This is a genomic window from Cellulomonas fimi, assembly GCF_012952065.1.
Classification (GTDB): Bacteria; Actinomycetota; Actinomycetes; order Actinomycetales; family Cellulomonadaceae; genus Pengzhenrongella; species Pengzhenrongella fimi_A.
Genome location: NZ_JABCJJ010000021.1, coordinates 20,918 through 44,624, shown reverse-complemented (window position 1 = coordinate 44,624; position 23,707 = coordinate 20,918). Strand labels below are relative to the sequence as shown.

Below are 23,707 nucleotides of genomic sequence, written 5' to 3'. Positions count from 1 at the left end.
GGACACGACCGGACGGGTGTGAGAAAGTTGCATCGACGAGATGCCCTTCTTGAACTGGCGATACGGACCTTCGACAAGTCGTATCTTCCCAAGTCAGGAGGGCATTCTCGCGTTCCCACGCCCACCCCGCGGCAATCAGCCCATCGGTGAATCGAGGTTCAGGCCGCCACCCTGGCTTTGGCGGCTGACGCGGTGACGGTCCGGTACCGGGGGCGTCGATGCTGCGGGCGAACCGCCTGACGGCGCACCGGAACGGGTTTCGCGACGCAGGTGCGCCGGCCCCGGGGTCGTCGGGCGAGTTCACGCTGCCGTGCGGTGACCATCGATGTCCGACCCAGGTCAGGCGTGCAGCGCCTCGAGCAGCGCCGGACCGTACTTCTCGCGCTTCGTGACGCCGACGCCGGTCACCGTGCCGAGCTCGTCGAGCGAGGCGGGAGCCCGCGTCGCGATCTCCCGGAGCGTCGCGTCGTGGAAGACGACGTAGGCAGGCACGCCCTGCTCCTTGGCGGTCGATGCGCGCCACGCCCGCAGGCGCTCGAAGACCGCGCTCGCCGCGGCGTCGAGCTCGGGCGCCGCTCCACCCGTGCGGGCGGAGCCCTGCGCCGACCCACGCGGCCCGCGCGTCCGTGAGCGGACGACCTCGCGCCGGAGCTCGACCTGCCGGGCGCCGGTGAGCACGTCGGCGCTCGTGACGCTGAGCCGCAGCGTGCCGTACCCGTCGGCGTCGACGGCGAGCAGCCCCTGCGCGAGCAGCTGGCGCACCACGCCGCGCCACTCGGGCTCCGTGAGCTCCGTCCCGACCCGGAACACCGTGAGCGAGTCGTGGCCGAGCTGGGTGACCCGGGCCGTGCGCTTGCCCAGCAGGATGTCCACGAGGTGTCCGGCGCCGTACCGCTGGCCCCGCTCGCGCTCGAGGCGGACGATCGTCGACAGCAGCTTCTGCGCGGCCACCGTCCCGTCCCACGACTCGGGCGGCGCGAGGCACGTGTCGCAGTTGCCGCACGGCGTGCTCGGCTGCCCGAAGTACGCGAGCAGCCGGACCCGGCGGCACTCGACCGTCTCGCACAGCGCGAGCATCGCGTCGAGGTGCGCCCCGAGCCGACGGCGGTGCGCGGCGTCGCCGTCGGACGTGTCGATCATGCGCCGCTGCTGCACGACGTCCTGGAGCCCGTACGCGAGCCACGCCGTCGCGGGCAGGCCGTCCCGACCTGCCCGGCCGGTCTCCTGGTAGTAGCCCTCCACCGACTTCGGCAGGTCGAGGTGCGCCACGAACCGGACGTCGGGCTTGTCGATGCCCATGCCGAACGCGATGGTCGCGACCATCACGAGGCCGTCCTCGCGCAGGAACCGGGACTGGTTCGTCGCCCGGACCTCGCGGTCGAGGCCCGCGTGGTACGGGAGCGCGGGGATGCCCTGGTCGACGAGGTGCTGCGCGGTCTGCTCGACCGACGCGCGCGACAGGCAGTAGACGATCCCGCTGTCCCCCGGGTGCTCCGTGCGCAGCAGCTCGAGGAGCTGGGCGCGCGGGTTGTCCTTGGGCACGATCCGGTACTGGATGTTCGGCCGGTCGAAGCTCGCGACGAAGTGCCGTGCGTCCTCGAGCTGGAGGCGTCGGGCGATCTCGGCGTGCGTCGTCTCGGTGGCCGTCGCGGTCAGCGCGATGCGCGGGACGGTCGGCCAGCGCTTGTGCAGCAGCGACAGCTGGAGGTAGTCGGGGCGGAAGTCGTGACCCCACTGCGCGACGCAGTGCGCCTCGTCGATCGCGAACAGCGAGACGGTCCCCCGGTCGAGCAGCTCGAGGGTGCTCGGCACCCGCAGCCGCTCGGGCGCCAGGTACAGCAGGTCGAGCTCGCCCGCCGCGAACGCCTCCTCGACCTGGCGACGCGCGTGGCCGTCCTGCGTGGAGTTGAGGAACCCGGCCCGGACGCCGAGCGCGGACAGTGCGTCCACCTGGTCCTGCATGAGAGCGATGAGCGGCGATACGACGACGCCGGTGCCCGGCCGGACGAGCGCCGGCACCTGGTAGCAGAGGGACTTTCCCGCACCGGTCGGCATGAGCACGATCGCGTCGCCGCCCTGGACGACGGTGTCGATGATCTCGGCCTGCTGGCCCCGGAACGCGTCGTAGCCGAACACGCGCGCGAGCACGTCGAGGGCGGTGGCGGTCACGGCACCCACCCTACGAGCCGCCGGTGCCCGGCCAGCGCCGCGTCCCCACGCGACCGGACCCCGGCCCTGGGTCACGTACCGTGGACGACCGATGTCTCCCCCCACCGCCGACCAGCCGTCGCGCCCCCGGTCCCCGGCGGCCCGACCCGTTGGAGCGGGCCGCCCGACCCCCTGGAGCCGGCTGACGACCCTCGCGGTGGTACTCGGCGCGTGCGTCCTGGTCGCGGTCGCGCTCGGTGTCGGCTCCTGGCTGGGCAGCCGCTCCGACGACCGGTCGGGCGGGCGCGCGACCGGGGGCGACACGACCGCACCGACGGGCGCGCCGGGCGAGCCACCGGTCGAGGCGCCGGCGTCGAGCTACCTGCGCGAGGCCCCGCCGTACGTGAACCCGGACTCCCCGGCGGCGCGCGCCGCGCGGATCGCACGCGCCGAGGGTCGCGACGACGACGCCGCGCTGCTCGAGAAGGCGGCGGCGCAGGGCTCGGCGCGCTGGCTGACGACGGCGGACCACCCCGACGACGTCGAGCAGGCCGTGCGCGACTACGCCGGGGCGGCGCGAGCGGCCGGCCGGACGCCCGTCCTCGTGACCTACGCGATCCCCGACCGCGACTGCGGCAGCGAGTCCGCGGGCGGGTTCGGCGCGAGCGACTACCGCACGTGGGCCGAGGGGGTGGCGCGCGGCCTGGCGGGCGCGCGCGCCGTCGTCGTCGTCGAGCCCGACTCCCTGCTGCAGGTCTACCGCTGCGGCGACGCCGACGAGCGGTTCGCGCTGCTGCGCGAGACGTCGGCCCGGTACGCCGCCGCGGGGGCCGAGGTGTACCTCGACGCCGGCAGCAGCAACAGCTTCGGCCACGCCCCGGACGCCACGGCGGACATGGCGCAGCGGCTCGAGCGCGCGGGCGTCCGGGACGTCGCCGGCTTCGTGACCAACGTCTCGAACTTCCAGACGTCCGACGACGAGCGCGCCTACGGCCACGCCCTGGCCGCGCTGCTCGACGGCGCGCGCTTCGTGGTCGACACGTCACGCAACGGCAACGGCCCGCTGCGGGACGACGACGGCGTCGTCTGGTGCAACCCGCCGGGCCGCGCGCTGGGTGACCCGCCCCGGGTCCTCGACGACGGCGCGCACGTCGCCGACCTGTGGATCAAGACCGTCGGCCTCAGCGACGGCCGGTGCAACGGCGGCCCGCCGGCCGGCCGGTACTGGGAGGACCACCTGCTCGAGCTGGCAAGGAACGCCGCATGGTGACCGGACGTCGCCGGAACCCTCAGGAGACCGACCCGGCCGCCGATCGCGTGGAGGTGACCAACCCCGTGCCGGTGGACGCGAGCGCCCCTGCCTCGGCGCGAGCGGCGACGGTGGTGCACGACCCGCTCACCCGGCTGCCCAGCCGGCGGCACCTCACCGAGCAGGTGCAGCACGCGCTGGGCACGCACCGTCAGCCGGTCCTCCTGCACGTCGACCTCGACCGGTTCAAGGACGTCAACGACCAGCACGGCCACACCGCCGGGGACCAGGTGCTCGCCGAGTTCGCCGAGCGTCTGCGGGCGCTGTCCGCCCCCGGCGACGTCGTCGTCCGGCTCGGTGGCGACGAGTTCGCGGTGCTGCTGACCGACGACGCGAGCGAGGAGCGGAGCCGCATGCTCGGCGACCAGGTGGTCCGCGCCGCCGCGGCCCCGTTCGTCGTCGAGGTGCCGGACGGCCGCCACGAGACCGCGGAGCACGCGGTGACGATCGGCGCGAGCGTGGGCATCGCACGGGTCGGCACGGACGCCGCGCAGGACGGCGGCTGGGACCTCGAAGGCCTCCTCAAGCAGGCCGACGCCGCGATGCACCGTGCGAAGGAGCACGGGCGCGGCCGGGTCGCGCACTACGACCCCGCGCTGCACGCCGCGCTCCGGTCCGCCGAGGCGACGCTCGGGCGGCGCGACATGGAGCGCAGGCTCCGGGCGGCGATCGGTGCGTGCGGCCTCGGGCTGCACTACCAGCCGGTCGTCGAGCTGCCGTCGGGCCGGGTCGTGGGCGTCGAGGCGCTCGCGCGCTGGCACGACCCCGAGCTCGGCGCGGTGCCGCCGGACGTGTTCATCCCGCTCGCGGAGACCACCGGGCTGATCCACGACCTGGGGGCGTGGGTGCTGCGGACCGCGTGCCGTGAGGCGGCGTCCTGGCCGCCGGAGGTCGACCCGACGACGAGCGTCTCGGTCAACGTCTCCCCGGTCCAGCTCGTGCTGCCCGAGTTCGTCGAGGTCGTCAGCCAGGCGCTCGCCGACTCCGGTCTCGCGCCGCACCGGTTGTGCCTCGAGATCACGGAGACCGCCGCGATCGCGGATCTCCACGAGACCGCGACCCGGCTGGCGGAGCTCCGTCGCCGGGGCGTCCGGATCGCGCTCGACGACTTCGGCACAGGGCACTCGTCACTCACCCTGCTCCGGGCCCTGCCGGTGGACGTCGTCAAGATCGACCGCTCCTTCGTCGAGAAGGTCGCGCGGTCGGCCCAGGACGCCGTGCTGGTCAGGCTCGTGATCGAGGCGGTGCACACGCTCGGGCTCCGGGTGTGCGCCGAGGGCATCGAGACGGCCGAGCAGGCGCGCCAGCTGGTCGCCATGGGCTGCGACTCGGCGCAGGGCTGGTTCTTCGGACGTCCTGAGGCTCCGTCCGCGCGCCTCACCCGGTCGCTGCGCGCGGTTCCGGTCGAGCGGCCGGAGCTGTCGCTCGACGTCGGCGTCCCGGTGGGGTTCGGCGCCCCCGACGAGCTCGTGCTGGTCACGACCCCCGACTGGACCATCACGTACGCCTCGTCGACGAGCTCCTCGATCCTCGGCATGCGCCCGCAGGAGCTCGTCGGGACGCGGCTCCCCGATCACGTCGTCCTCGGACCGGGCGTGGCAGCAGGCGTCACGCCGGTGCTGCCGGACGACCGCCGGCGCCATGGCCTGCGGCACGCGGACGGGAGCCGTCGGTGGCTCGACCTCGCGACGACGGGCCTGCGCGGCGACGACGGGACGACGCTCGAGATCCTGTGCCTGGGCCACGACGTGACCCAGGCGGTCGAGGCGCAGGACGCGCTCGAGGACAGCGAGGCGAAGTTCCGGCACGCGTTCGACGGGGCGCCCATCGGCATGGCGCTCACCGGCCTCGACGGACGCGTCCTGCGTGTCAACGCCGCGTTCGCCGACCTGCTCGGGCGCGAGCCGGGCGACCTGGTCCACAGCACGGTCGCCCAGCTCACCCATCCCGACGACCGCCGGCAGGACGACGACAACCTCGCCGAGATCCTGTCCGGCGGCGTCCACGCCCACGAGGTCGCGAAGCGGTACCTGCACCAGGACGGGAGCGCGGTCCCGGCCCGGGTCCGCGCCGCGGTCGTCACGGACCGCCACGGCGAGCCCGCGTACGTGATCGCGCACGTGACGGGCGACCAGGCGCCCTGAGGGGCACGTACCGAGGGGAACCGAGAGAGCGGCACGTGCGCTCCCTCGGTTCCCCCCGGTCGTCGAACCCGGCCCGGCGTCCGGCGACCGACCGCCGGGCTGGGTGTTCAGAAGGCCGAGTGCTCAGAGGCGGCTCTGGTCGTCCGGCAGGACGTCCTCCGTCTGCGTGATCGGCACGTCGACGGCCTCGACCTCGTCCACGACGACCACAGGCTCGGTCGGCTCCGAGACGTACGCCACGTCGACCTCGGTCACCTCGTCGCTCGAGGACGCCTTGGTCGCACCCGCGACCGCGGCGGCCGCCGCAGCCGCGACGCCGAGACCCGCTGCGGCCGCCGTGCCCGAGATCCCCGCCTTGCCCTTGTCACCGCGCGACGCCGCGGCGTCGTCGACGCCGGGGGTGCCGACACCGCCGCCCGCACCGACCGTGCCCCGCCACGCACCGGTGGCGTAGCCCTCGGCCTCGATGAACGCCTTGAACCGCTCGAGGTCGCCCTCCGCCTGCTTCTCGACCACGTGGAGCTTGTCGCCGACCTTCTCGACGAGACCCTCGGGCTCGTACTCGAGCGAGAGGTGGACCTGCGTCTGCCCACCACCGACGTCCTCGAACGTGACCGCGCCGGCGTTCGTCGCACCCTCCGTGGCTGCCCAGGCGACCTTGCGATCGGCGGCCTGCTCGAGGATGCGCGCCTCCCACTCACGCTTGACGCCGGCGATCTCGGCCACCCACTTCAGCCGGTCGTCGCTCAGCTGGGTCACCCTCTTGACCCCACCCATGAAGTGGGGGAACTCCTCGAACTGCGTCCACTGGTTGTAGGCGACGCTCACAGGGACGTTCACCATGACGGACTTCTCGACCTTGGTCGTCATGACATCTCCTCACACGGATCTCGGTGGCACGGAGGGTGCAGCGCCGTTCCGGACTGCTGCCCACGACCCAGCATGCGGGAGGGTCCGCGCCCTCGCAGGTCGAGATCCCGCGTCGCCGGCGGCTCGGGCGCGTTCGCCGCGCCCGCGGTCCTCCCGTCGACCGTCGAGCTCCTCGCCACGCTGCTCAGGAGCAGCCTGCCGAATCCATTCACAACCTGGTTGACGATGGCTCCCACCGGGCCTTACCGTCGAGTTCAACCGAATGGTTGTCCAAGGAGGTGGAGGGTTGACCGCGGATGCGCTCTCGCGGGTGTTCTCGGCCCTCGCCGACCCCACCCGGCGGGACATCGTGGCCCGGCTCGCCCTCGCGGGCGACGCCACGGTCAACGACCTCGCCGAGCCCTACGACGTGACTGTGCAGGCGGTGTCCAAGCATCTCAAGGTGCTCGAGGACGCCGGCCTCGTCAGCCGCACCCGGGACGCGCAGCGTCGCCCCGTCCACCTGGAGGCGGAGGTGCTCGACCTCATGACGAAGTGGATCGAGCGCTACCGCCGCGAGGCCGAGGCTCGCTACCGCCGTCTCGACGACGTCCTGGCAACCCTGCCCGACGACGTCGCCCCCCTCCCCCCGACCGCGACGCCGGCACCGGCGTCCGGACCCGAAGCAGGAGACCGGCCATGACCAGCCCCAGCACGCACCACACCACCATCACCTCCGATCCGACCGTCCCGCTCGTCCGGATCGTGCGCGAGTTCGACGCGCCTGCCGAGAAGGTCTTCCGCGCCCACACCGATCCCGAGCTCGTCACGAGGTGGCTCGGCCCGCGGGGCCTGGAGATGCGCGTCGAGCACTACGACTGCCGCACCGGCGGGTCCTACCGCTACGTGCAGGCCGAGAACGGCGAGGAGTACTGGTTCCACGGCTCGTTCCACGAGGTCCGGCCGTCCGAGCGCATCGTCCAGACGTTCACGTTCGAGGGCTACCCCGACGCCGTCGCGCTCGAGACGCTCCTGCTCGAGGACCTCGGCGACGGGCGCACGCGGCTCACCACGACCTCGCTCGTCGACTCGTTCGAGGGCCGTGACGCGTTCGTCGTGAGCGGCATGGAGGTCGGGGTCAACGAGGGCTACGAGCGCCTCGACGAGCTCCTCGCCGGCTGACCCTCCGGCGCCAGCGGCGGCCGGCGTCAGCGGTAGCGGCGGCGGACCGTCTCGACGGCGGACGGGCCGCGCGCCGTGTCCGCGATCCACGGGCCGGTGCCCTCGGACGCGTCGATCACCCCCCGCTCGAGCCACGCCGCGTCACCCTTCAGGACCACCGTCGCCAGGGCGCGGTCCCGCCGGTCGGTGTTGTCCGACAGCCGACGGAACAGCTCCTCGACCCGGGCGCTCGCCTGCTCGCAGAAGGCGTCGGCGAGGCGCTGGGCGGACGCGCCCTGGACCGGGTCCTGTCTCCGCATCAGCTCCGCCCGCGTGCATGCGGCGGACATTGCGAACAGCTCGGCGCCGATGTCGACGACCCGGCCGAGCAGCGCCTGGCGCTGTTCGAGGCCCGCCTGGTGCCGCGCCATGGCCCAGAAGGTCCGCCGCGCGAGCCGCCGCGACGCCCGCTCGACGTACCGCACGTGCCGGGCGAGCGGCCCGAGCTCGGCGTAGGCGTCGGGACGCAGCCCGGCACCGGTCACGAGCGTCGGCAACCAGCGCGCGTAGAACCCGCTGGCGCCGACGGCGGCCCGCGCCTTGGCGGACATCGTCGCGTCGCGCGAGGCGAGGTCCCCTGCCGCGGCGAGGTGCGCGTCCACGGCCTCGCGCGCGATCGCGAGCCTCATGATCTCGGACGACCCCTCGAAGATCCGGTTGATCCGCATGTCGCGCAGCACCTGCTCGGCGGGAACCGCGCGCTCGCCGCGCGCCGCGAGCGAGTCCGCCGTCTCGAAGCCCCGACCGCCGCGCAGCTGGACCAGCTCGTCCGCCACCCGGTAGGCCAGCTCGCTCGACCACAGCTTGGCGAGCGCGGCCTCGATCCGGACGTCCTTCTGCCCGGAGTCCGCGATCGCCGCCGAGAGCTCGAAGACCGACTCCAGCCCGTACGCGGTCGCCGCGATGAAGGCGAGCTTCGTGGCGACGGCCTCGTGCTCGCCGATCGGCTTGCCCCACTGCACGCGCGTGGCCGACCACTCGCGGGCGATCTTGAGCGCCCACTTGCCGCCGCCCGCGCAGATCGCCGGGATCGAGAGCCGGCCGGTGTTGAGCGTTGTCAGGGCGATCTTGAGCCCTTCCCCCTCGCGTCCGAGGCGGCTGCCGACCGGGACGCGCACCTGGTGGAACCGGGTCACGCCGTTCTCGATCCCGCGCAGCCCCATGAAGGCGTTGCGGCGCTCGACCGTGATCCCCGGCGCGTCGGCCTCGACGACGAACGCGCTGATGCCACCGCGCCCGCCCGCGTGGGCCGGCACCTTCGCCATCACCACGAGCAGCTCCGCGATCGGCCCGTTCGTCGTCCACAGCTTGACCCCGTCGAGGAGGTACGCCGAGCCGTCCTCGGTGGGCGTCGCCGTCGACCCCATGCGCGCCGGGTCGGAGCCGACGTCCGGCTCGGTGAGGAGGAACGCCGAGATCGCGCCCTGCGCGCAGCGCGGCAGCAGCTCCTCCTTCTGCGCCTCGGTGCCGAACATCCGCACCGGTTCGGGGACGCCGATCGACTGGTGCGCCGACAGGAGGGCGCCGAGGCTCGGGTGCACCGAGCTGACCAGCATGAGCGCGCGGCCGTAGTGGACCAGCGAGAGCCCGAGCCCGCCGTACCGCGTCGGGATCTTCATGCCGAACGCGCCCAGGCGGGTCAGTCCCGCGAGGTACTCGTCGGGCACGCGGTCCTCACGCTCGATCCGGCCGCCGTCGAGCGTCCGGCAGTACGCCTCGAGCTCGACCAGGAAGGCGTCGCCGAGCGCCGCCTTCTCGGGGTCGGGCAGCGGGTACGGGTGGACGAGGGAGAAGTCGAACGCCCCCAGGTACAGCCCCTTGGCGAAGCTGGGCCGGGTCCACTCGGTCTCACGGGCCGCCTCGGCGACCGCCCGTGCGGTGCGTTCGTCGACCTCGTCGACCTGTGCGGGGCGGGGTGGGTGCACTGACCGGATGCTCATCGCGCCTCCCAGGCGAGGGCCAGGCGACGGAGACGACCGGGACCCGCCGCTCACGACGGATGCTACGCGCAACCACCTTCTCCACGCGATCCGCGTGAACGGGGGCAACAGCCCCCTATCCCCCATCACACCCCCCGGTTACGTTCGCAGAGCCCGGCAACGGCGCCGGGCCAGCACGACACGACCTACCGCCAGGAGGCGACCGTGGGACGACAGGTTCACAGACGAGTGGCGTACGGAGCACTCGCGACAGCCATGGTGGCGACGATCTCGCTCACCGCACCGGCGACGGCGACCCCCGGGAAGCCCGACCTCGCGAGCAGGATGGAGAGCCAGGTCAGGCTCCCCCGCGTTCTCGACCACATCGAGGAGCTCCAGGAGATCGCCGACGAGAACGGCGGCACGCGCGCCTCGGGCACCCCTGGCTACCAGGCGTCGGTCGATTACGTCGTGCTCGAGCTGCGCCGCGCGGGCTATCGGGCCGAGGTGCAGGAGTTCATGTTCCAGTACGAGGAGGACAACTCGTCGTTCGAGCAGGTCTCGCCCACGCCCACCACGTACGTCAACGGCGAGGACTTCGTGCGGAACGCGTTCACCGACGGGCCGCAGGCCGAGGCGACCGGCACGGTGGTCCCCGTCAACCTGACCATCCCGCCGCCCGCCGAGGCCGGGACCAGCCCCAGCGGGTGCGAGGCCGCAGACTTCGCCGGCTTCCCCGCCGGCGCCATCGCGCTCATCCAGCGAGGCACCTGCAACTTCGATCTCAAGGCGCTGAACGCGCAGACGGCCGGGGCGGCAGGCGTCATCATCATGAACGAGGGGCAGCCGAACCGGACCGACGTGCCCGGCATGGGCGGTGAGGGCTCGCAGCTCACCATCCCCGTGATCGGCGTGACGTTCGACCTCGGCGTGCAGCTCGCGCAGACGCCGGGCGTCATGGTCCGCATCGACGTGTCGTTCCTCGCCGAGCAGCGGCCCACGTACAACGTCATCGCGCAGACGCGCTTCGGCGACCCGGACAACGTCGTCATGGCCGGCGCGCACCTCGACAGCGACATGACGGGTCCCGGCATCAGCGACAACGGCAGCGGCAGCGCCGCGCTGCTCGAGGTCGCGAAGCAGATCGGGCGCAGCCAGGTGCCCAATGCGGTTCGGTTCGCGTGGTGGGGCGCGGAGGAGTCCGGGCTGCTCGGCTCGGAGTATTACGTCCAGAACCTGACCGGTGCCGAGAAGGACCAGCTCGCGCTGTACCTGAACTTCGACATGGTCGCCTCGCCGAACTACTTCTTCGGCATCTTCGACGGTGACGACTCGGGCGGCACCGCCGTCGAGGACGGCGTCGTGATCCCCGAGGGGTCGGCCGCTATCGAGGAGGTCTTCCAGGAGTTCTACGCCGACCGCGGCCACCCGTTCGACGACTCGGAGTTCAGCGGGCAGTCGGACTACCAGGAGTTCATCCTCAACGACATCCCGGCCGGCGGCCTCTTCACCGGTGCGGGGCTTCCCAAGACCGAGGAGCAGGTGGCCAAGTACGGCGGTCTCGCAGGGGTCCCGTACGACCCGTGCTACCACGCGTGCGACTCGCTGGACGACGACGCCCTCCCGGACGACCCGTACACCGAGCTGCGAGCCCTCTACGAGCTCCAGGGCAACGTCAACCTGCGTGCCCTCGACGTCAACTCGGACGCCATCGCCTACGCCGTGGCGACGCTCGCGACGGACACGTCCGCGGTGAACGGCGTCGTCACGCCGGACGACCGCCCGATCCGGACGCCTCGCAACGCGACGCTGAGGGGTGGTGACGAGGCGGCGATGCTGAGCTGACCGACCGACCTGGGGGGGCCGCCGTCGTCGTGAGGCGGCGGCCACCCCCGGGGCTCAGCGACGGACGGCCCGGACGACCGCGCGAACCCCGGCGAGCACCAGACCCCCCGCGAGCAGCCACGGCCCCACCACCAGCACGGGGTCGAGCGGCAGGTGCGCGAGGTCGGCCCGCTTCTGGCCTACCCGCGAGGCGACCGGGTGGTGCGACGGCTCGGCGACCACACCCGTCTCGGTGATCGGGTTGTCCGGCCGCAGCGTCACGAACGACGCGAGGTGGCTCTCCACGGCGTCGACCCGGTCGGCGCCGAGCAGCAGGAGCCAGTGCGCGGCCCGCCCCTCGCTGAACCTCCGGTACGCGTACCTCCGGATCACCCCCGACAGGCCCTTGGGTGGCGCCGACGTCCCGAACACCGGGGTGAGGAACGCGTGCTCGATCGACCGCTCGCGCGGCCGGGTCTCGGGCTGGCGGTCGGGGAACTCCCAGTGGGCCCCGTTGAGGCCGGGGTCGAACCGCTCCTTCGGCACCGAGGGCCGCATCCGCGGGTCGAGGTCGGCACCCCAGCCCGGGATGCGGGCGCGCAGCTGCTCGCTGGACTCGGCCCGGGACGGCTTGTCCGCCGTGTACGGCATGGTCACTCCCTCGGTCTGGTACGTCGCCGGCAGCCGCGGGCGTCAGGCCGCGGCGGTGAGGATGAGCGGCTTGATGCAGCCGTCGAGCTTCGCGGAGAAGATGTGGTACCCCTCGGCGATGTGCTCGAGCGGGATGCGATGGGTCACGACGTCGTTCGGCTTGAGGTAGCCGTTCTGGATGTGCTCGAACAGCCGGGGCCACTGCCGCTTCACCGGCGCCTGGTTCATCCGCAGCGTGAGTCCCTTGTTCATCGCGTCGCCGAACTTGACCGCGCTGAACATCGGGCCGTAGGCGCCCAGCACCGAGATCGTGCCGCCCTTGCGCACCGAGTCGATCGCCCAGTTCAGCGCGACCGGCGATCCGCCCTGCAGCTTGAGCTTCGCCGAGGTGACGTGCTGGAGGAGGTTGCCGTCGGCCTCGGCGCCCACCGCGTCGATCGCGACGTCCGCACCCAGGTGGTCGGTGATCTTCTTCAGCTGCACGACGATGTCGTCGTACTCGGCGAAGTTGTACGTCTCGGCGTGCGCGAAGCTGCGCGCCTTCTCGAGCCGGTACTCGAGGTGGTCGATCACGATGACGCGGCCCGCGCCCATGAGCCAGGACGACTTCGCCGCGAACAGCCCGACCGGTCCCGCACCGAGCACGACGACGGTGTCGCCCTCCACGATGTCGCCGAGCTGCGCGCCGAAGTACCCGGTCGCGACCGCGTCCGTGAGGAGCACCGCGTCCTCGTCGTCCATCCAGTCGGGGATGATCGTCGGCCCGATGTCGGCGAACGGCACTCGCACGTACTCCGACTGCCCGCCGTCGTACCCGCCGGAGGTGTGCGAGTAGCCGTAGATCGCGCCGACCGCCGTCGCGTTGGCGTTGACGTTGTGGCAGTTCGAGAAGAGTCCGCGCGCGCAGAAGTAGCAGGACCCGCAGTAGATGTTGAACGGCACCATGACCCGGTCGCCGGGCACGAGGTTGCGCACCGACGGACCCACCTGGTCGACCACGCCGATGAACTCGTGCCCGAAGGTCGTGCCGACCCGGGTGTCCGGCATCATCCCGTGGTAAAGGTGCAGGTCGGAGCCGCAGATCGCCCCGAGCGTCACACGCACGATGGCGTCGTTCGGGTGCTCGATCCTCGGGATGTCCTTCTCCTCGACCCGGATCTTGTACGGGCCGCGATAGACCATGGCGCGCATCGGTACCGCCTTCGGCTCAGGTGATTCGTCCGTTTCAGCGTGACACGGGCCGGGCGCGCCTGCCGCTCGTGGCCCGGTGCACCGGTGCGCACCGGCGTGGGACCGCGCGCCTCGGTGTGCTGGACGCGGGGTCGGACACCGTGCACCTGGTCCTCGTCACCGCCGAGACGGGGGTGCGGCTCCAGGTGCCCACCGGCGAGGAGGAGGCCGAGGTCGTGCGCTCGCTCGCGCGGCTGGCCGGGTCGCCCACGGACGGCCGGGTCGCTCGCGGACGGCGTCGGGCCGCAGCATCCGACGGTCGCGACGCGGCGACGCATGAGGGAAAGGGCCATGGTGCCCGCGAGCCGGTCGTCGGGAAGGATGCGGGTGTGACCACCACCGCGACCCCTGAGACTCGCCGCCTGCGCTGCGCCCTGTTCGTCGACTTCGACAACGTCTACATCGGGCTCCAGCGCCTCGACCCGGACGCCGCCGAGGCGTTCGCGAGCTCGCCCGGGCACTGGCTCGCGGCGCTCGAGGACGGCGTCGACGCCGACGGCCCGTTCACCCGGCGCTTCCTCGTGCGGTCGTGCTACCTGAACCCGTCGGCGTTCTCGCACTTCCGGCCCAACTTCACGCGTGCCGGGTTCAGCGTCGTCGACTGCCCCTCGCTCACGCAGCAGGGCAAGAGCAGCGCCGACATCAACCTCGTGCTGGACGCCGTCGACGCGCTGAGCGCGCACACGCGGTACGACGAGTTCGTCATCCTCTCGGCGGACGCCGACTTCACGCCGCTCGCGCTGCGGTGCCGCGCGGAGGACCGCCGCGTCACGATCGTCACCGCGGGCCCGGCCGCGAGCGCGTACCGGGCGGTCGCGGACTCGGTCGTGACCGCCGACGAGCTCGCCGAGCTCGTGAAGGCACCGCAGGACGAGCCGTCGGGCGCCGTCTCGACCGCGGCCGCCCCCGCGGCGGGGCCGGTCGCCGGGGAGACCACCGCGACGTCGTCGGGCACGGCGCGGTCGGGGACCACGACGTCCCGCAAGCCGGCGCCTGAGCTCCCGCCGCTGCCCCCTCTGCAGCGGCAGGTCGTCGAGGTCACGGACATCCCCAACCTGCCGCCCGAGCGGTACCGCGTGCTCCTGGAGGCGCTGGCCGACGACGTCGACGCGCACCCGTTCGACCGGCCGGAGACGTCGCGCCGGGTCCGCGACGCGTGCCAGGCGGCCGGCGAGCCGATCGGTCGGTCCTCGGTGAACACGGTGATCGCGGGGGTGCTGTACTCCGGGCTCGACCTCGCCAGGAAGACGACGGCGCGCAAGATCGCCGAGACCTGGGCCGACAACGTCGTCGGGCTGTGCCGGGGTGCCCGGATGGAGCTGAGCCCGCAGGACGTCGCCGCGATCCGCGGGTGGGTGAGCGGCGGGCTGGTCAAGGGGGAGGGCCACAGCGCCCCGCGACGGAGCCGTCGGGCGGTGCGGTCAGGCGGTGGGGTCGCCAGCGCGTGAGCGCGGCACCTCCACGCCGAGACCGGGGCCGCCGACGTCGAGGCCGAGCAAGGGGTTGCCCAGGACGCCCACCCCGACGCTCGCTCCGAGGTCGCGGGGGCGCAGCCCGACGTCCACCTCCGCGACGGCGACTCCCGCGACGTCGGCATCCACGCCGACACCGCCCGGCCCGGCCACCAGACCGACGTCGGCGAGGCCGTCCGAGAAGGACATCTCGCTCGCCACTGCGGGGGCCGGCGCGGACGACGTGAGCGCGGGCTCGGCCGGACCGGGCTTCGACGCGACCTCGGGAAAAGACGGCGCGCCGTGCCCTGCGACGCCCGGTGCCGCCGGAGCGGGTGCCGTGACCGGGGACGGCAGCGCCTCCGGCACCGCCTCGGCCACCACAGGCGCTCCGTCGGTCATCGGTTCGCCGCGCACGACGGGGAAGCTCTCCGCGGCCACCGCATCGCTCGCCACGGCCGCCACGACGTCGGCGGTCCCGATCGCCGGCGCCGCACCGGTCAGCGACAGCCCGGTCGCCACCACCCCGCTCACCGCCGCGGCGACGACCCCCGCGGAGCTGCCGTGCGCCGCGGCGCCCACGAACGGCGTCGGGCTCGGCATGGGCACCGAGCCGAGCGCCGGCAGCCCCGAGAGCAGCGACGACGGTCCCGCGACCCGCTGCAGCCGCCCGAGGCCCACCGCGAGGAACGCCCGCACCACCTCGGGGTCGAACTGCTCCCCCGAGCACCGCGCCAGCTCCGCGCGCGCGGCCGACGCCGAGAGCGGCCGCTTGTAGGGCCGTGCCGAGGTGATCACGTCGAACGCGTCGGCCACGGCCACGATCCGCGCGCCGAGGCTGATCCCGGTGCCCGCGAGACCCTGCGGGTAGCCCCCGCCGTCCCAGCGCTCGTGGTGCTGGTCGATCACGTTGACCCACTCGCCCAGCCAGCCGGCCAGCGGCGCGGCGATCTCGAGCCCCTGCGCCGGGTGCTCGGACAGCAGGCGCCAGTCGGCCGCGCTCGGGTGACCGGTCGTGTTGAGCACGTGGGTCGGCGTGCGGAGCTTGCCGACGTCGTGCAGCAGCGCGGCCCAGCTCAGCTCGGCGCACTCGACCTCGGACAGGCCCATCTCCGCGCCGATGAGCGCGGCGTACGCCTGCACCCGTTCGGAGTGCCTGCGGGTTCCCGGGTCGTGCCGACCGATCGACGCGACGAGGTCGAGCAGCGCCGCCGCGTGCCGGTAGGTCTCGTCCGACGGCGCCCGGCCCGCGCGCACGCGCTCGATCCGCCGCCGCAGGGCGTCGGGCGAGTAGCGCCGGACCGCGAGCGCGAACCGCGACGGCGCGCGGTCGGGGAAGAAGACCGTCAGGCGCAGCAGCGTGCCGAGCGGGAGGGCGCGGCGCGCGAGGCGCACCAGGAGGAGGAGCAGCACCGTCGCGACCGCGACCTCGACGACGAGCCAGGCCCAGGGGTTCACCCCGAGCCGCTGGGGCGGCGCCCAGCGCACCGCGGCGAGACCGAACGCGACTGCGACCAGGGGCGGGACGGCGACCACGCCGACGCGGATCGCGAGGGCCAGGACGGGGTACGGCTTCCACTGACCCAGCGTGGGGTCGTCGTAGTTCTGCGTCGGCCCTGACGTCATGGGCCATTCCTACCGTGGCGAGGCGCGTCGCGGCGACCGGTCCGGTGCGTCCGTCCCCCGTCCGGTGCACCGGACACCCGTCCGCAGGGGGTTCCGCGCGCCCGGGCGCTAAGCTAAGGTTAGGCGATGCTTACCTCGCACGAGACGACGGTCGTCGTACCGGTCTACCCCGCGTACCGCCCGTACGACGCGACCGTCGGGCGGGTCCTGCGGCTCAGCCCCCACTTCGTGCGCGTGACGTTCCTGTGCGACGACTTCGCCGTCTTCGGCACCGCCGGTCTGGACCAGCGCATCAAGCTCCTCCTGCCCGACGCCGAGGGCCGGGTCTGCGACGTCGGCGCGAGCGACGAGGACTGCCTCCGCGACGGCTCCTGGTACGCGCGGTGGAAGGCGCTCCCCGAGGGCGAGCGGAACCCGTTCCGCACCTACACGGTCCGCGCGATCCGCCCCGAGCGGGGCGAGCTCGACGTCGACATGGTGCTGCACGACCCGACGGCCGGGCAGCCCGACGGGCCCGCGGCGGCGTGGCTGCGCCGCGCGTCGGTCGGTGACCGCGTCGTCGTCGTCGGCCCCGATGCACGGACGGCCGACCCGACCGTCGGGCTCGACTGGCGGCCGGGCGCGGCGCGCCACCTGCTGCTCGTCGGCGACGAGACGGCGGCGCCCGCGATCTGCAGCATCGTCGAGCAGCTTCCCGAGCACGTGAGCGCCCAGGCGTTCATCGAGGTGCCCACGGGCGCCGACATCCTCACCGTGTACCCGCGCGGCCGGTCGCGCGTCGCGTGGGTCGCACGTGACGCGGGGTGCGAGACCGCCGAGGGGTTCGAGGCGGTCGCGCCGCACGGTGTGCTCGTGACGCAGGCGGTCCACACCTGGCTCCCACGGCACATGAGGGAGCTCGCGAGCGTCGTCAGCGCCACGCCCCAGGCCCTCGAGGACGTCGACGTGGACACCGAGCTCCTGTGGGACTCGCCCGTCGACCCGACCGCGGGCGACTTCTACGCCTGGATCGCGGGCGAGGCGGCGACGGTCAAGGCGCTGCGTCGGCACCTCGTGAGCGAGCTCGGCGTGGCCCGGTCCAACGTGGCGTTCATGGGGTACTGGCGACTCGGTCGCTCCGAAGCACAGTGAGGGAGCCGCTCGACGGGCCGGTGACGCAGGCGCTGCTCGACAGGCCAGCGGCCCGGTGACGGGGACGCTCTCCCCCGAGACCGTCCTGCGCGTGGCGACCGGCAGGCGCCCGGCACGGGCGAGGACCGTGCTCCTGACGGCCGGCCTGCTCGTCGCGGTGGCGATCAGCCTCGCGGTCGGTGCGCGGGTGACCAGCCCGCTGACGGTCGTCTCGGCGCTGCTGGACCCCGGCTCGGTACCCGCCGCCGACGCCGTCGCGGTGCGGGACCTGCGCCTGCCCCGCACGGTGATCGGGCTCCTCGCCGGCGGCGCCCTGGGCCTCGCGGGCGTCCTCATGCAGGGCGTGACGCGCAACCCCGTCGCCGATCCGGGCCTGCTCGGCGTCAACGCGGGCGCCGCTTTCGTCGTCGTGCTCGGGATCAGCCTGCTCGGGGTGACCGGCGCGGTCCCGCTCGCGGGGTTCGCGCTCGTCGGGGCGCTCGGCGCGGCCGCGCTCATCACGGCGGTCGCGGCGTCCGCGCGGGCCGGCACGACTCCCGCGCTGCTCGTCGTGGCCGGCGCGGCGATCACCGCCGGGCTGACCTCGCTCACCAACCTCGTGCTGCTCGGCGACCCCGCCGCGCTCGACCGGTACCGGTTCTGGACCGTCGGCTCGCTCACCGGACGCGGGCTCGACACCGCCGCGACGCTCGCGCCCCTCGTGCTCGTCGGCACCGTGGTCGCGATCGCGCTCTCCCGGGCGCTCGACGCGCTCGCGCTCGGGGACGACGTCGCGCGCGGGCTGGGCTTCCGGCTGCTGCCGACGCGCGCGGCGGCGATCGGGGCGGTGGTGCTGCTCTCCGGGACCGCGACGGCGCTCGCCGGACCACTCGTGTTCGTCGGTCTCGTCGGCGCGCACGGGGCGCGCGCGCTGGCCGGTGGCGGCCACGTGCGTCTCCTGCCCGTGGCGGCCGTGGTGGGCGCGACCCTGCTGCTGCTGGCGGACAGCCTCGGACGCGTCGTCGCACCGCCGGGCGAGCTCGAGGCCGGGATCGTGGTCGCGGCCGCCGGGGCGCCGCTGCTGATCGCGATCGTCCGATCGCGCCGGGCGGTCGGCCTGTGAGCGCGACCCGGCTCGACCCGCACCCCGCGGGCGACACCACCGCGCGGGCCGCGGCCGACGTGGCGCGCCTGCGACGTGTGGATGCGCGCCGGGTCGCGACCGTCCTGACGGCGCTGCTCGCCGGGCTGGCCGCGCTGGCCGCGGTGGCGCTCGCCGTCGGGTCGGTCGTGCTCGGCCCCCGCGAGGTGGTCGACGCGCTGCTCGGCGTCGAGGGCGCCCCGACGTTCATCGTCACCGGCCTGCGCCTGCCCCGGCTCGCCCTGGCGGCCGTGGTCGGGGCCGCGCTCGGCCTCGCGGGTGCGCTGCTGCAGTCGGTCGTCCGCAACCCGCTCGCGAGCCCCGACATCGTCGGGCTCACCGGGGGTGCGAGCGCTGCCGCGGTGCTCGCGCTGTCCGCCGGGCTCGTCGGGCGCGCGGTCGACGCGGCGGCGCTGGCCGGTGCACTCGCCGCGGCGGTGGCCGTGTTCGCGCTGAGCGGTCGAGGCGTGACCGGGACGCGGTTCGTCGTCGTCGGCGTCGCCATCGCCTTCCTCGCGAACGGCGTGCTCGGCTACGCCCTCACCCGGGCAAGCCTGACCGAGGCGCAGTCCGCGTTCTTCTGGCTCGTCGGCAGCGTCGGGACCGCGCCGTGGGGGGACGTCCTGCGGGTCGGCGCCGTGCTGGCCCTCGCCGCGCTCGTCCTCGTGGTGGCCCGCCGGCCGCTCGGGGCCCTCGCGCTCGACGACGACAGCGCGCGGTCGATCGGCGCACGCCCGGTCGCGACGCGGGTCGGCGCGATCCTCGTGTCGAGCGTGCTGGCGGCGGTCGCCGTCGCGGTCGCGGGCCCGATCGCCTTCGTCGCGTTCGTGTCCGGGCCCATCGCCCGCAGGCTGCGCGGCCGAGGTCCCGCGCTGGTGACGGCCGCGCTCGTCGGCGCAGTCGTCGTCGTCGGCGCCGACCTCGTGGCGCAGCACCTGGTCCCCGGGAGCCTCGAGCCGCCCGCCGGTCTCGTCACCGGCGCGCTCGGCGCGCCCTTCCTCATCTGGCTGCTCGTGCGAGGCGAGCGGCGCAAGGAGGCACCCGCATGACCGCGACCGGACCCCTCCTGCGCGCGCACGGGCTGAGCCTCGGCTACGGCCGGACGCCGGTCGTCCACGACATCGACCTGGACGTGACGCCCGGCTCCCTGACGGTGCTGGTGGGCGCGAACGCGAGCGGCAAGTCGACCCTGCTGCGGGGGCTCGCCCGCCTGCTCGCCCCGATGAGCGGGCGGGTGACCCTCGACGGCGTGGATCTCGGCTCGCTCTCGCCGCGGCGGGTCGCGCGGACCGTGGGCGTGCTGCCCCAGTCCCCGGTCGCGCCCGACGGCATCCGGGTCGGCGACCTCGTCGCGCACGGCCGCTACCCGCACCGGTCCTTCTTCCGCGGGCACCGCAGCGACGACGACGCCGTGGTCGCCGCCTCGCTCGCCGCGACCGACGCCGGGTCTCTGGTCGACCGCCGCGTCGACGAGCTGAGCGGCGGCCAGCGCCAGCGCGTCTGGATCGCGATGGTGCTCGCCCAGCAGCCGGAGGTGCTGCTGCTCGACGAGCCGACCAGCGCGCTCGACGTCGCGCACCAGGTCGAGGTGCTCGAGGTGCTGCGCAGCGAGGTCGCGCGCGGCCGGACGGTCGTGCTCGTGCTGCACGACCTGACCCTCGCGGCCCGTTACGCGGATCACGTCGTCGTGCTGGCCGGGGGGCGGATCATCGCCCGCGGCGAGCCGGCGCGCACGCTCACGGAGGACGTGGTGGGGAAGGCGTTCGGCATCCGCGCGCGCGTGCTCGAGGACCCGGACACCGGGCGTCCGGTGATCCTGCCGCGGTCGCGGCAGGTGGCCCGCGGGAACGACCCGGGAGCCGTTGGCAAGGCGACCCTTCCTTAGGCTAGCCTCACCTATCGAACCGCCGGTGTGGGCGGTCTTCGTGCCGCCGGCGTGCGGCCGACCATCCTGGAGCTCTCGTGCGATCTCACCCCGGGCGCCTCGTCGCCGTCGTCGCGACCCTCGGCGCGCTGGCCCTCGCCGGCTGCTCCGGCTCTCCTGCCGGCGACCCGCCGCCGAGCACACCCGCTGCCGCGCAGGAGGGCGCGTTCCCGGTGACGATCGAGCACGCACTGGGCTCGGCGACCATCGAGAAGCAGCCCGAGCGCGTCGTGACCTGGGGCTGGGGTGCCGCGGACGCCGCGATCGCCCTCGGCGTCACCCCCGTGGCCATCCCGTTCCAGGCGTACGGCGGCGACGAGGCGGGCGTGCTGCCCTGGATCCGCGAGGCGCTCGAGGAGAGCGGCGACGAGATCCCGACCGTCCTGCCCGACACCGGCGACGACGTGCCGTTCGAGGAGATCGCGGCCGCGGAGCCGGACCTCATCCTCGCGCCGTACTCGGGCCTCACGGCCGAGCAGTACGCGACGCTCGAGCAGATCGCCCCGGTCGTCGCGTACCCGGACGAGCCGTGGTCGACGCCGTGGCGCGACGTCGTGACGATCAGCGGCAAGGCGCTCGGCAAGAACGCCGAGGCCGAGGAGGTCCTGGCGGGCATCGACGGCCGGCTCGCCGAGCAGCGTGAGGCGCACCCCGAGTTCGCGGGCCTGACGCTGGCCGCCGTCTGGGACCTCGCGGGGACGTTCTACGTCTACGCGGACGAGGACCCGCGCGTGGAGTTCATGCTCGACCTGGGCTTCGAGAACCCTGAGGCGGTCGACGCGCTCGACACCGACGAGTCCACGTTCTACTTCACGATGAGCTACGAGCGCCTGGACGAGCTCCAGAGCGACGTGCTGGTGGCCTACGGCACGACCGAGGAGGAGCTCCAGGCGTTCTTGAGCGCCCCCTACGCGCAGGTCATGCCGCAGGTGCGGTCGGGCGCCGTCGCGGGGCTGGTCGGCGAGGAGTTCATCGCCTCGGTGTCGCCGCCCACCGCGCTGTCGCTCCCGTGGAGCCTGGACGACGTCGTCGCGCAGCTCGCGGAGGCCGTGGCCGCCCGGCAGGGCTGAGGACCCCGGCGGGCAGCAGCGCGACGCACCGCCTTCTTGATCGGCAGCACGCGTACGTCATCCCGGCATCGCGGCACCCGCGGGTGCCCCGCCGCCGACCTCCTGGAGTGCGAGTCAGGATGCTGAGCCGAAGACCGTGTCCGGCGAGACGTACGCGCCGTCGAACATCTTGGGGGTCGTCGTTGCACCGACGAAGCGCGACCCGGTGATCGTGGCCTTGTCGAACTTGGCCCCCTGGAGCCGCGCCCCGTCGAAGGTCGTCCCGGCGATCGTGGCGCCACCGAAGTCGGCACCGTTGAGCGTGGCGTTCGTGAAGTTCGCGCCGGACAGGTTGGCCTTGCTGAAGTCGACCCCGGCGAGCTGGGCTCCCGAGAGGTCTCCGGTGATCGTCCTGCCGTTGAAGTTGCACTTCGACACGTCCTTCCCGTCCGCCGATCCGCCTGCTGCGACCGCGTCGCAGACGGAGGCAGGCGGTGGCGGCGGCGGGGGCGTGATCGACGGTGTGGCGGGAGACGTCGAGCTGGGCGGCGTGCCGGGACCGGGCTGCGCCGGCGTGCCGGACGGGGCCGACGGCGGCTGGTCCGTTCGGGGCGTGGAGGGCGCGGCGCCACCGGCGGCGGGCGGTCCCGGAGCCGGTGCGCCGGGGACGGTCGCTCCGGGCGCCTGCCCACCCGGGGCGTCTTGACCGGCCGGCAACCCGCCGTCCTGTGCCAGCGGGGCACCGGCCACAGGACCGGAGGCTCGGCCCTCGTCGGACGGCAGGTCCGCGGGACCGTGCCCCTGCCGCTCGGCGCTCGCCGGGGCGTCGTCGGATCGGGTGCCGTCGGTGCCCTCCACCGCCCCACCCGCCTGGGGTGCCGGCGCGGCGACGGCAGGGGCGTCCGGCGTCGGCTCCGGGAAGGCGAAGGTCGGGCCGGCGAGCACGATCGCCGCGCTCGCCAGGCCGCCTGCGACCACGGCCGAGCCGGCGAGCGCGCCGGCCGATCCCGAGGCGAGCGCGGGCAAGGCCGGCGTCGGCAGCGAGCTGAGGACCGGGACGCCGGACAGCAGGGACGCCGGACCGGCGATGAGCTGGAGCCGGCCCAGGCCCAGGGCGAGGAAGGCCCGCACGACGTCGGGGTCGAACTGCTCGCCCGCGCACCGCGCGAGCTCCTCGCGCGCGGCCGACGCCGAGAGGGGCTTCTTGTACGACCGGGCGGACGTGATGACGTCGAAGGCGTCGGCGGCCGCGACGATCCGCGCGCCGAGGCTGATCTCCGTCCCGGCGAGGCCGCGCGGGTAGCCGCCGCCGTCCCAGCGCTCGTGGTGCTGGTCGACCACGTCGATCCACGGTCCGAGCCACTCGGCCAGCGGCTCGACGAGCGCCCGTCCCTTGACCGGATGCGCCGAGATGATCTGCCAGTCGGTCCCGGTCGGGCGCTCGGTCATGGTGAGGAGCTCCACGGGGGTGTGGATCTTGCCGACGTCGTGCAGCAGCGCCGCCCAGCTGAGCTCGGCGGACTCACGCTTCGACAGCCCCATCTCGGTCGCGATCAGCGCGGCGTACGCCTGGACGCGCTCGGAGTGCCCGCGCGTGTTGTGGTCGTGCTCGTCGATCGAGGCGACGAGGTCGAGCAGCATCGCGGCCTGCCGGTACGAGAGGTCGTCGCGCTCGTCGGCGGGCGGGCCCTCGGCGACGTCCTGGACGCGCCGGCGCAGGACGTCGGGCGAGTACCGGCTCACCGCGAGCGCGAACCGCGACGGGGCGCGGTCGGGGAAGTACACCGTCAGGCGCAGCAGCGTGCTCAGCGGGAGCAGCTTGCGCGCCATCCGGGCCATCACGAGGAGCAGTGCGGTCGCCACGACGATCTCGACCGCGAGCCACGCCCAGTGGTTGACGCCGAGCCGCACGGGCGACGCCCAGCGCATCGCGGCCAGCCCGAACCCGATCGCCACGATCGGCGGGAGCAGGGCCACCAGCAGCCGGACGCAGAACGCGAGGGCCGGGTAGGGCTTCCACTGGCCGAGGGTGGGGTCGTCGTAGTTCTGCGTCGGCCCCGTGGTCATGTCTCCGCATCGGCACGCGGCGGCGTTCCGATGAGCCGTGCGGG

The 23,707-nt window shown here is 74.0% G+C and carries 18 protein-coding genes; 11 read left to right on the top strand and 7 right to left on the bottom strand.

The features are described 5' to 3' along the window. Window positions 1–339: 339 nt before the first annotated feature. Window positions 340–2,178 (bottom strand): DNA helicase RecQ, encoded by a 1,839-nt coding sequence (recQ, locus tag HIR71_RS12455; RefSeq protein WP_311836264.1) that lies wholly within the window; start codon window positions 2,176–2,178, stop codon window positions 340–342. A gap of 82 nt (window positions 2,179–2,260) precedes the next feature. Between recQ and HIR71_RS12450 the strand changes: the two genes are divergently transcribed. Further along, entirely contained in the window at window positions 2,261–3,418 is a 1,158-nt protein-coding gene (locus HIR71_RS12450) for a glycoside hydrolase family 6 protein (RefSeq protein ID WP_169325394.1), read from the top strand. Further along, window positions 3,412–5,601, top strand: a complete 2,190-nt coding sequence (locus HIR71_RS12445; RefSeq protein WP_169325393.1) for an EAL domain-containing protein — start codon at window positions 3,412–3,414, stop codon at window positions 5,599–5,601. Before HIR71_RS12450 ends, HIR71_RS12445 begins: the two co-directional genes overlap by 7 nt. 123 nt (window positions 5,602–5,724) lie before the next feature. On the opposite strand, the gene HIR71_RS12440 is transcribed toward HIR71_RS12445, so the two are convergent. Beyond that, entirely contained in the window at window positions 5,725–6,471 is a 747-nt protein-coding gene (locus HIR71_RS12440; protein ID WP_169325392.1) for an SRPBCC family protein, read from the bottom strand. 286 nt (window positions 6,472–6,757) lie between these two features. On the opposite strand from HIR71_RS12440, the gene HIR71_RS12435 reads away from it, so the two are divergent. Together HIR71_RS12435 and HIR71_RS12430 are read left to right on the top strand one after the other, a co-directional pair. Then, window positions 6,758–7,153, top strand: a complete 396-nt coding sequence (locus tag HIR71_RS12435) for an ArsR/SmtB family transcription factor (protein WP_249051836.1) — start codon at window positions 6,758–6,760, stop codon at window positions 7,151–7,153. Then, on the top strand, window positions 7,150–7,632 hold the full coding sequence (locus HIR71_RS12430) for an SRPBCC family protein (RefSeq protein ID WP_169325390.1): 483 nt from the start codon (window positions 7,150–7,152) through the stop codon (window positions 7,630–7,632). The genes HIR71_RS12435 and HIR71_RS12430 overlap by 4 nt, the downstream gene beginning before the upstream one ends. A 26-nt stretch (window positions 7,633–7,658) precedes the next feature. Here HIR71_RS12430 and HIR71_RS12425 read toward each other — a convergent pair whose 3' ends face one another. After that, complete coding sequence (locus tag HIR71_RS12425; RefSeq protein ID WP_169325389.1) at window positions 7,659–9,611, bottom strand: acyl-CoA dehydrogenase family protein; 1,953 nt, start codon at window positions 9,609–9,611, stop codon at window positions 7,659–7,661. Between the two features lie 228 nt (window positions 9,612–9,839). Here HIR71_RS12425 and HIR71_RS12420 point away from each other — a divergent pair, with 228 nt between their 5' ends. Beyond that, window positions 9,840–11,435 (top strand): M20/M25/M40 family metallo-hydrolase, encoded by a 1,596-nt coding sequence (locus HIR71_RS12420; protein ID WP_169325388.1) that lies wholly within the window; start codon window positions 9,840–9,842, stop codon window positions 11,433–11,435. 54 nt (window positions 11,436–11,489) lie between these two features. Here the strand turns inward: HIR71_RS12420 and HIR71_RS12415 are convergent, their stop codons facing one another. Both HIR71_RS12415 and HIR71_RS12410 read right to left on the bottom strand, forming a co-directional pair. Then, window positions 11,490–12,065 carry a hypothetical protein gene (locus tag HIR71_RS12415; RefSeq protein WP_169325387.1) on the bottom strand — a complete coding sequence of 192 codons (576 nt, stop codon included), beginning with the start codon at window positions 12,063–12,065 and terminating at the stop codon, window positions 11,490–11,492. A gap of 42 nt (window positions 12,066–12,107) precedes the next feature. Further along, on the bottom strand, window positions 12,108–13,256 hold the full coding sequence (locus tag HIR71_RS12410) for a zinc-dependent alcohol dehydrogenase (RefSeq protein WP_169325386.1): 1,149 nt from the start codon (window positions 13,254–13,256) through the stop codon (window positions 12,108–12,110). Window positions 13,257–13,276: 20 nt separating this feature from the next. Between HIR71_RS12410 and HIR71_RS12405 the strand changes: the two genes are divergently transcribed. After that, a complete protein-coding gene (locus HIR71_RS12405) occupies window positions 13,277–14,743 on the top strand; it encodes an NYN domain-containing protein (protein ID WP_211374142.1) in 1,467 nt (488 codons plus the stop codon). Here the strand turns inward: HIR71_RS12405 and HIR71_RS12400 are convergent. Beyond that, window positions 14,717–16,372 (bottom strand): HD-GYP domain-containing protein, encoded by a 1,656-nt coding sequence (locus HIR71_RS12400; protein ID WP_169325384.1) that lies wholly within the window; start codon window positions 16,370–16,372, stop codon window positions 14,717–14,719. The two genes, HIR71_RS12405 and HIR71_RS12400, sit on opposite strands and share 27 nt — an antisense overlap. A 126-nt stretch (window positions 16,373–16,498) precedes the next feature. Here HIR71_RS12400 and HIR71_RS12395 point away from each other — a divergent pair, with 126 nt between their 5' ends. The 5 genes from HIR71_RS12395 to HIR71_RS12375 all read left to right on the top strand — a co-directional run bounded on the left by HIR71_RS12395 (window position 16,499) and on the right by HIR71_RS12375 (window position 21,617). Continuing rightward, a complete protein-coding gene (locus HIR71_RS12395) occupies window positions 16,499–17,503 on the top strand; it encodes a siderophore-interacting protein (protein ID WP_169325383.1) in 1,005 nt (334 codons plus the stop codon). Between the two features lie 91 nt (window positions 17,504–17,594). Next, a complete protein-coding gene (locus tag HIR71_RS12390; RefSeq protein WP_311836263.1) occupies window positions 17,595–18,605 on the top strand; it encodes a FecCD family ABC transporter permease in 1,011 nt (336 codons plus the stop codon). Continuing rightward, window positions 18,602–19,672, top strand: coding sequence for an iron chelate uptake ABC transporter family permease subunit (locus tag HIR71_RS12385; RefSeq protein WP_211374141.1), 1,071 nt, complete (start codon window positions 18,602–18,604; stop codon window positions 19,670–19,672). Before HIR71_RS12390 ends, HIR71_RS12385 begins: the two co-directional genes overlap by 4 nt. Then, the gene (locus HIR71_RS12380; RefSeq protein WP_169325381.1) at window positions 19,669–20,508 is read left to right on the top strand and encodes an ABC transporter ATP-binding protein; all 840 of its coding nucleotides are present in this window, start codon (window positions 19,669–19,671) and stop codon (window positions 20,506–20,508) included. Before HIR71_RS12385 ends, HIR71_RS12380 begins: the two co-directional genes overlap by 4 nt. Window positions 20,509–20,585: 77 nt before the next feature. Next, a complete protein-coding gene (locus tag HIR71_RS12375) occupies window positions 20,586–21,617 on the top strand; it encodes an iron-siderophore ABC transporter substrate-binding protein (RefSeq protein ID WP_169325380.1) in 1,032 nt (343 codons plus the stop codon). A gap of 114 nt (window positions 21,618–21,731) precedes the next feature. Here HIR71_RS12375 and HIR71_RS12370 read toward each other — a convergent pair whose 3' ends face one another. Continuing rightward, the gene (locus tag HIR71_RS12370; protein ID WP_169325379.1) at window positions 21,732–23,663 is read right to left on the bottom strand and encodes an HD domain-containing phosphohydrolase; all 1,932 of its coding nucleotides are present in this window, start codon (window positions 23,661–23,663) and stop codon (window positions 21,732–21,734) included. Window positions 23,664–23,707 lie beyond the last annotated feature (44 nt).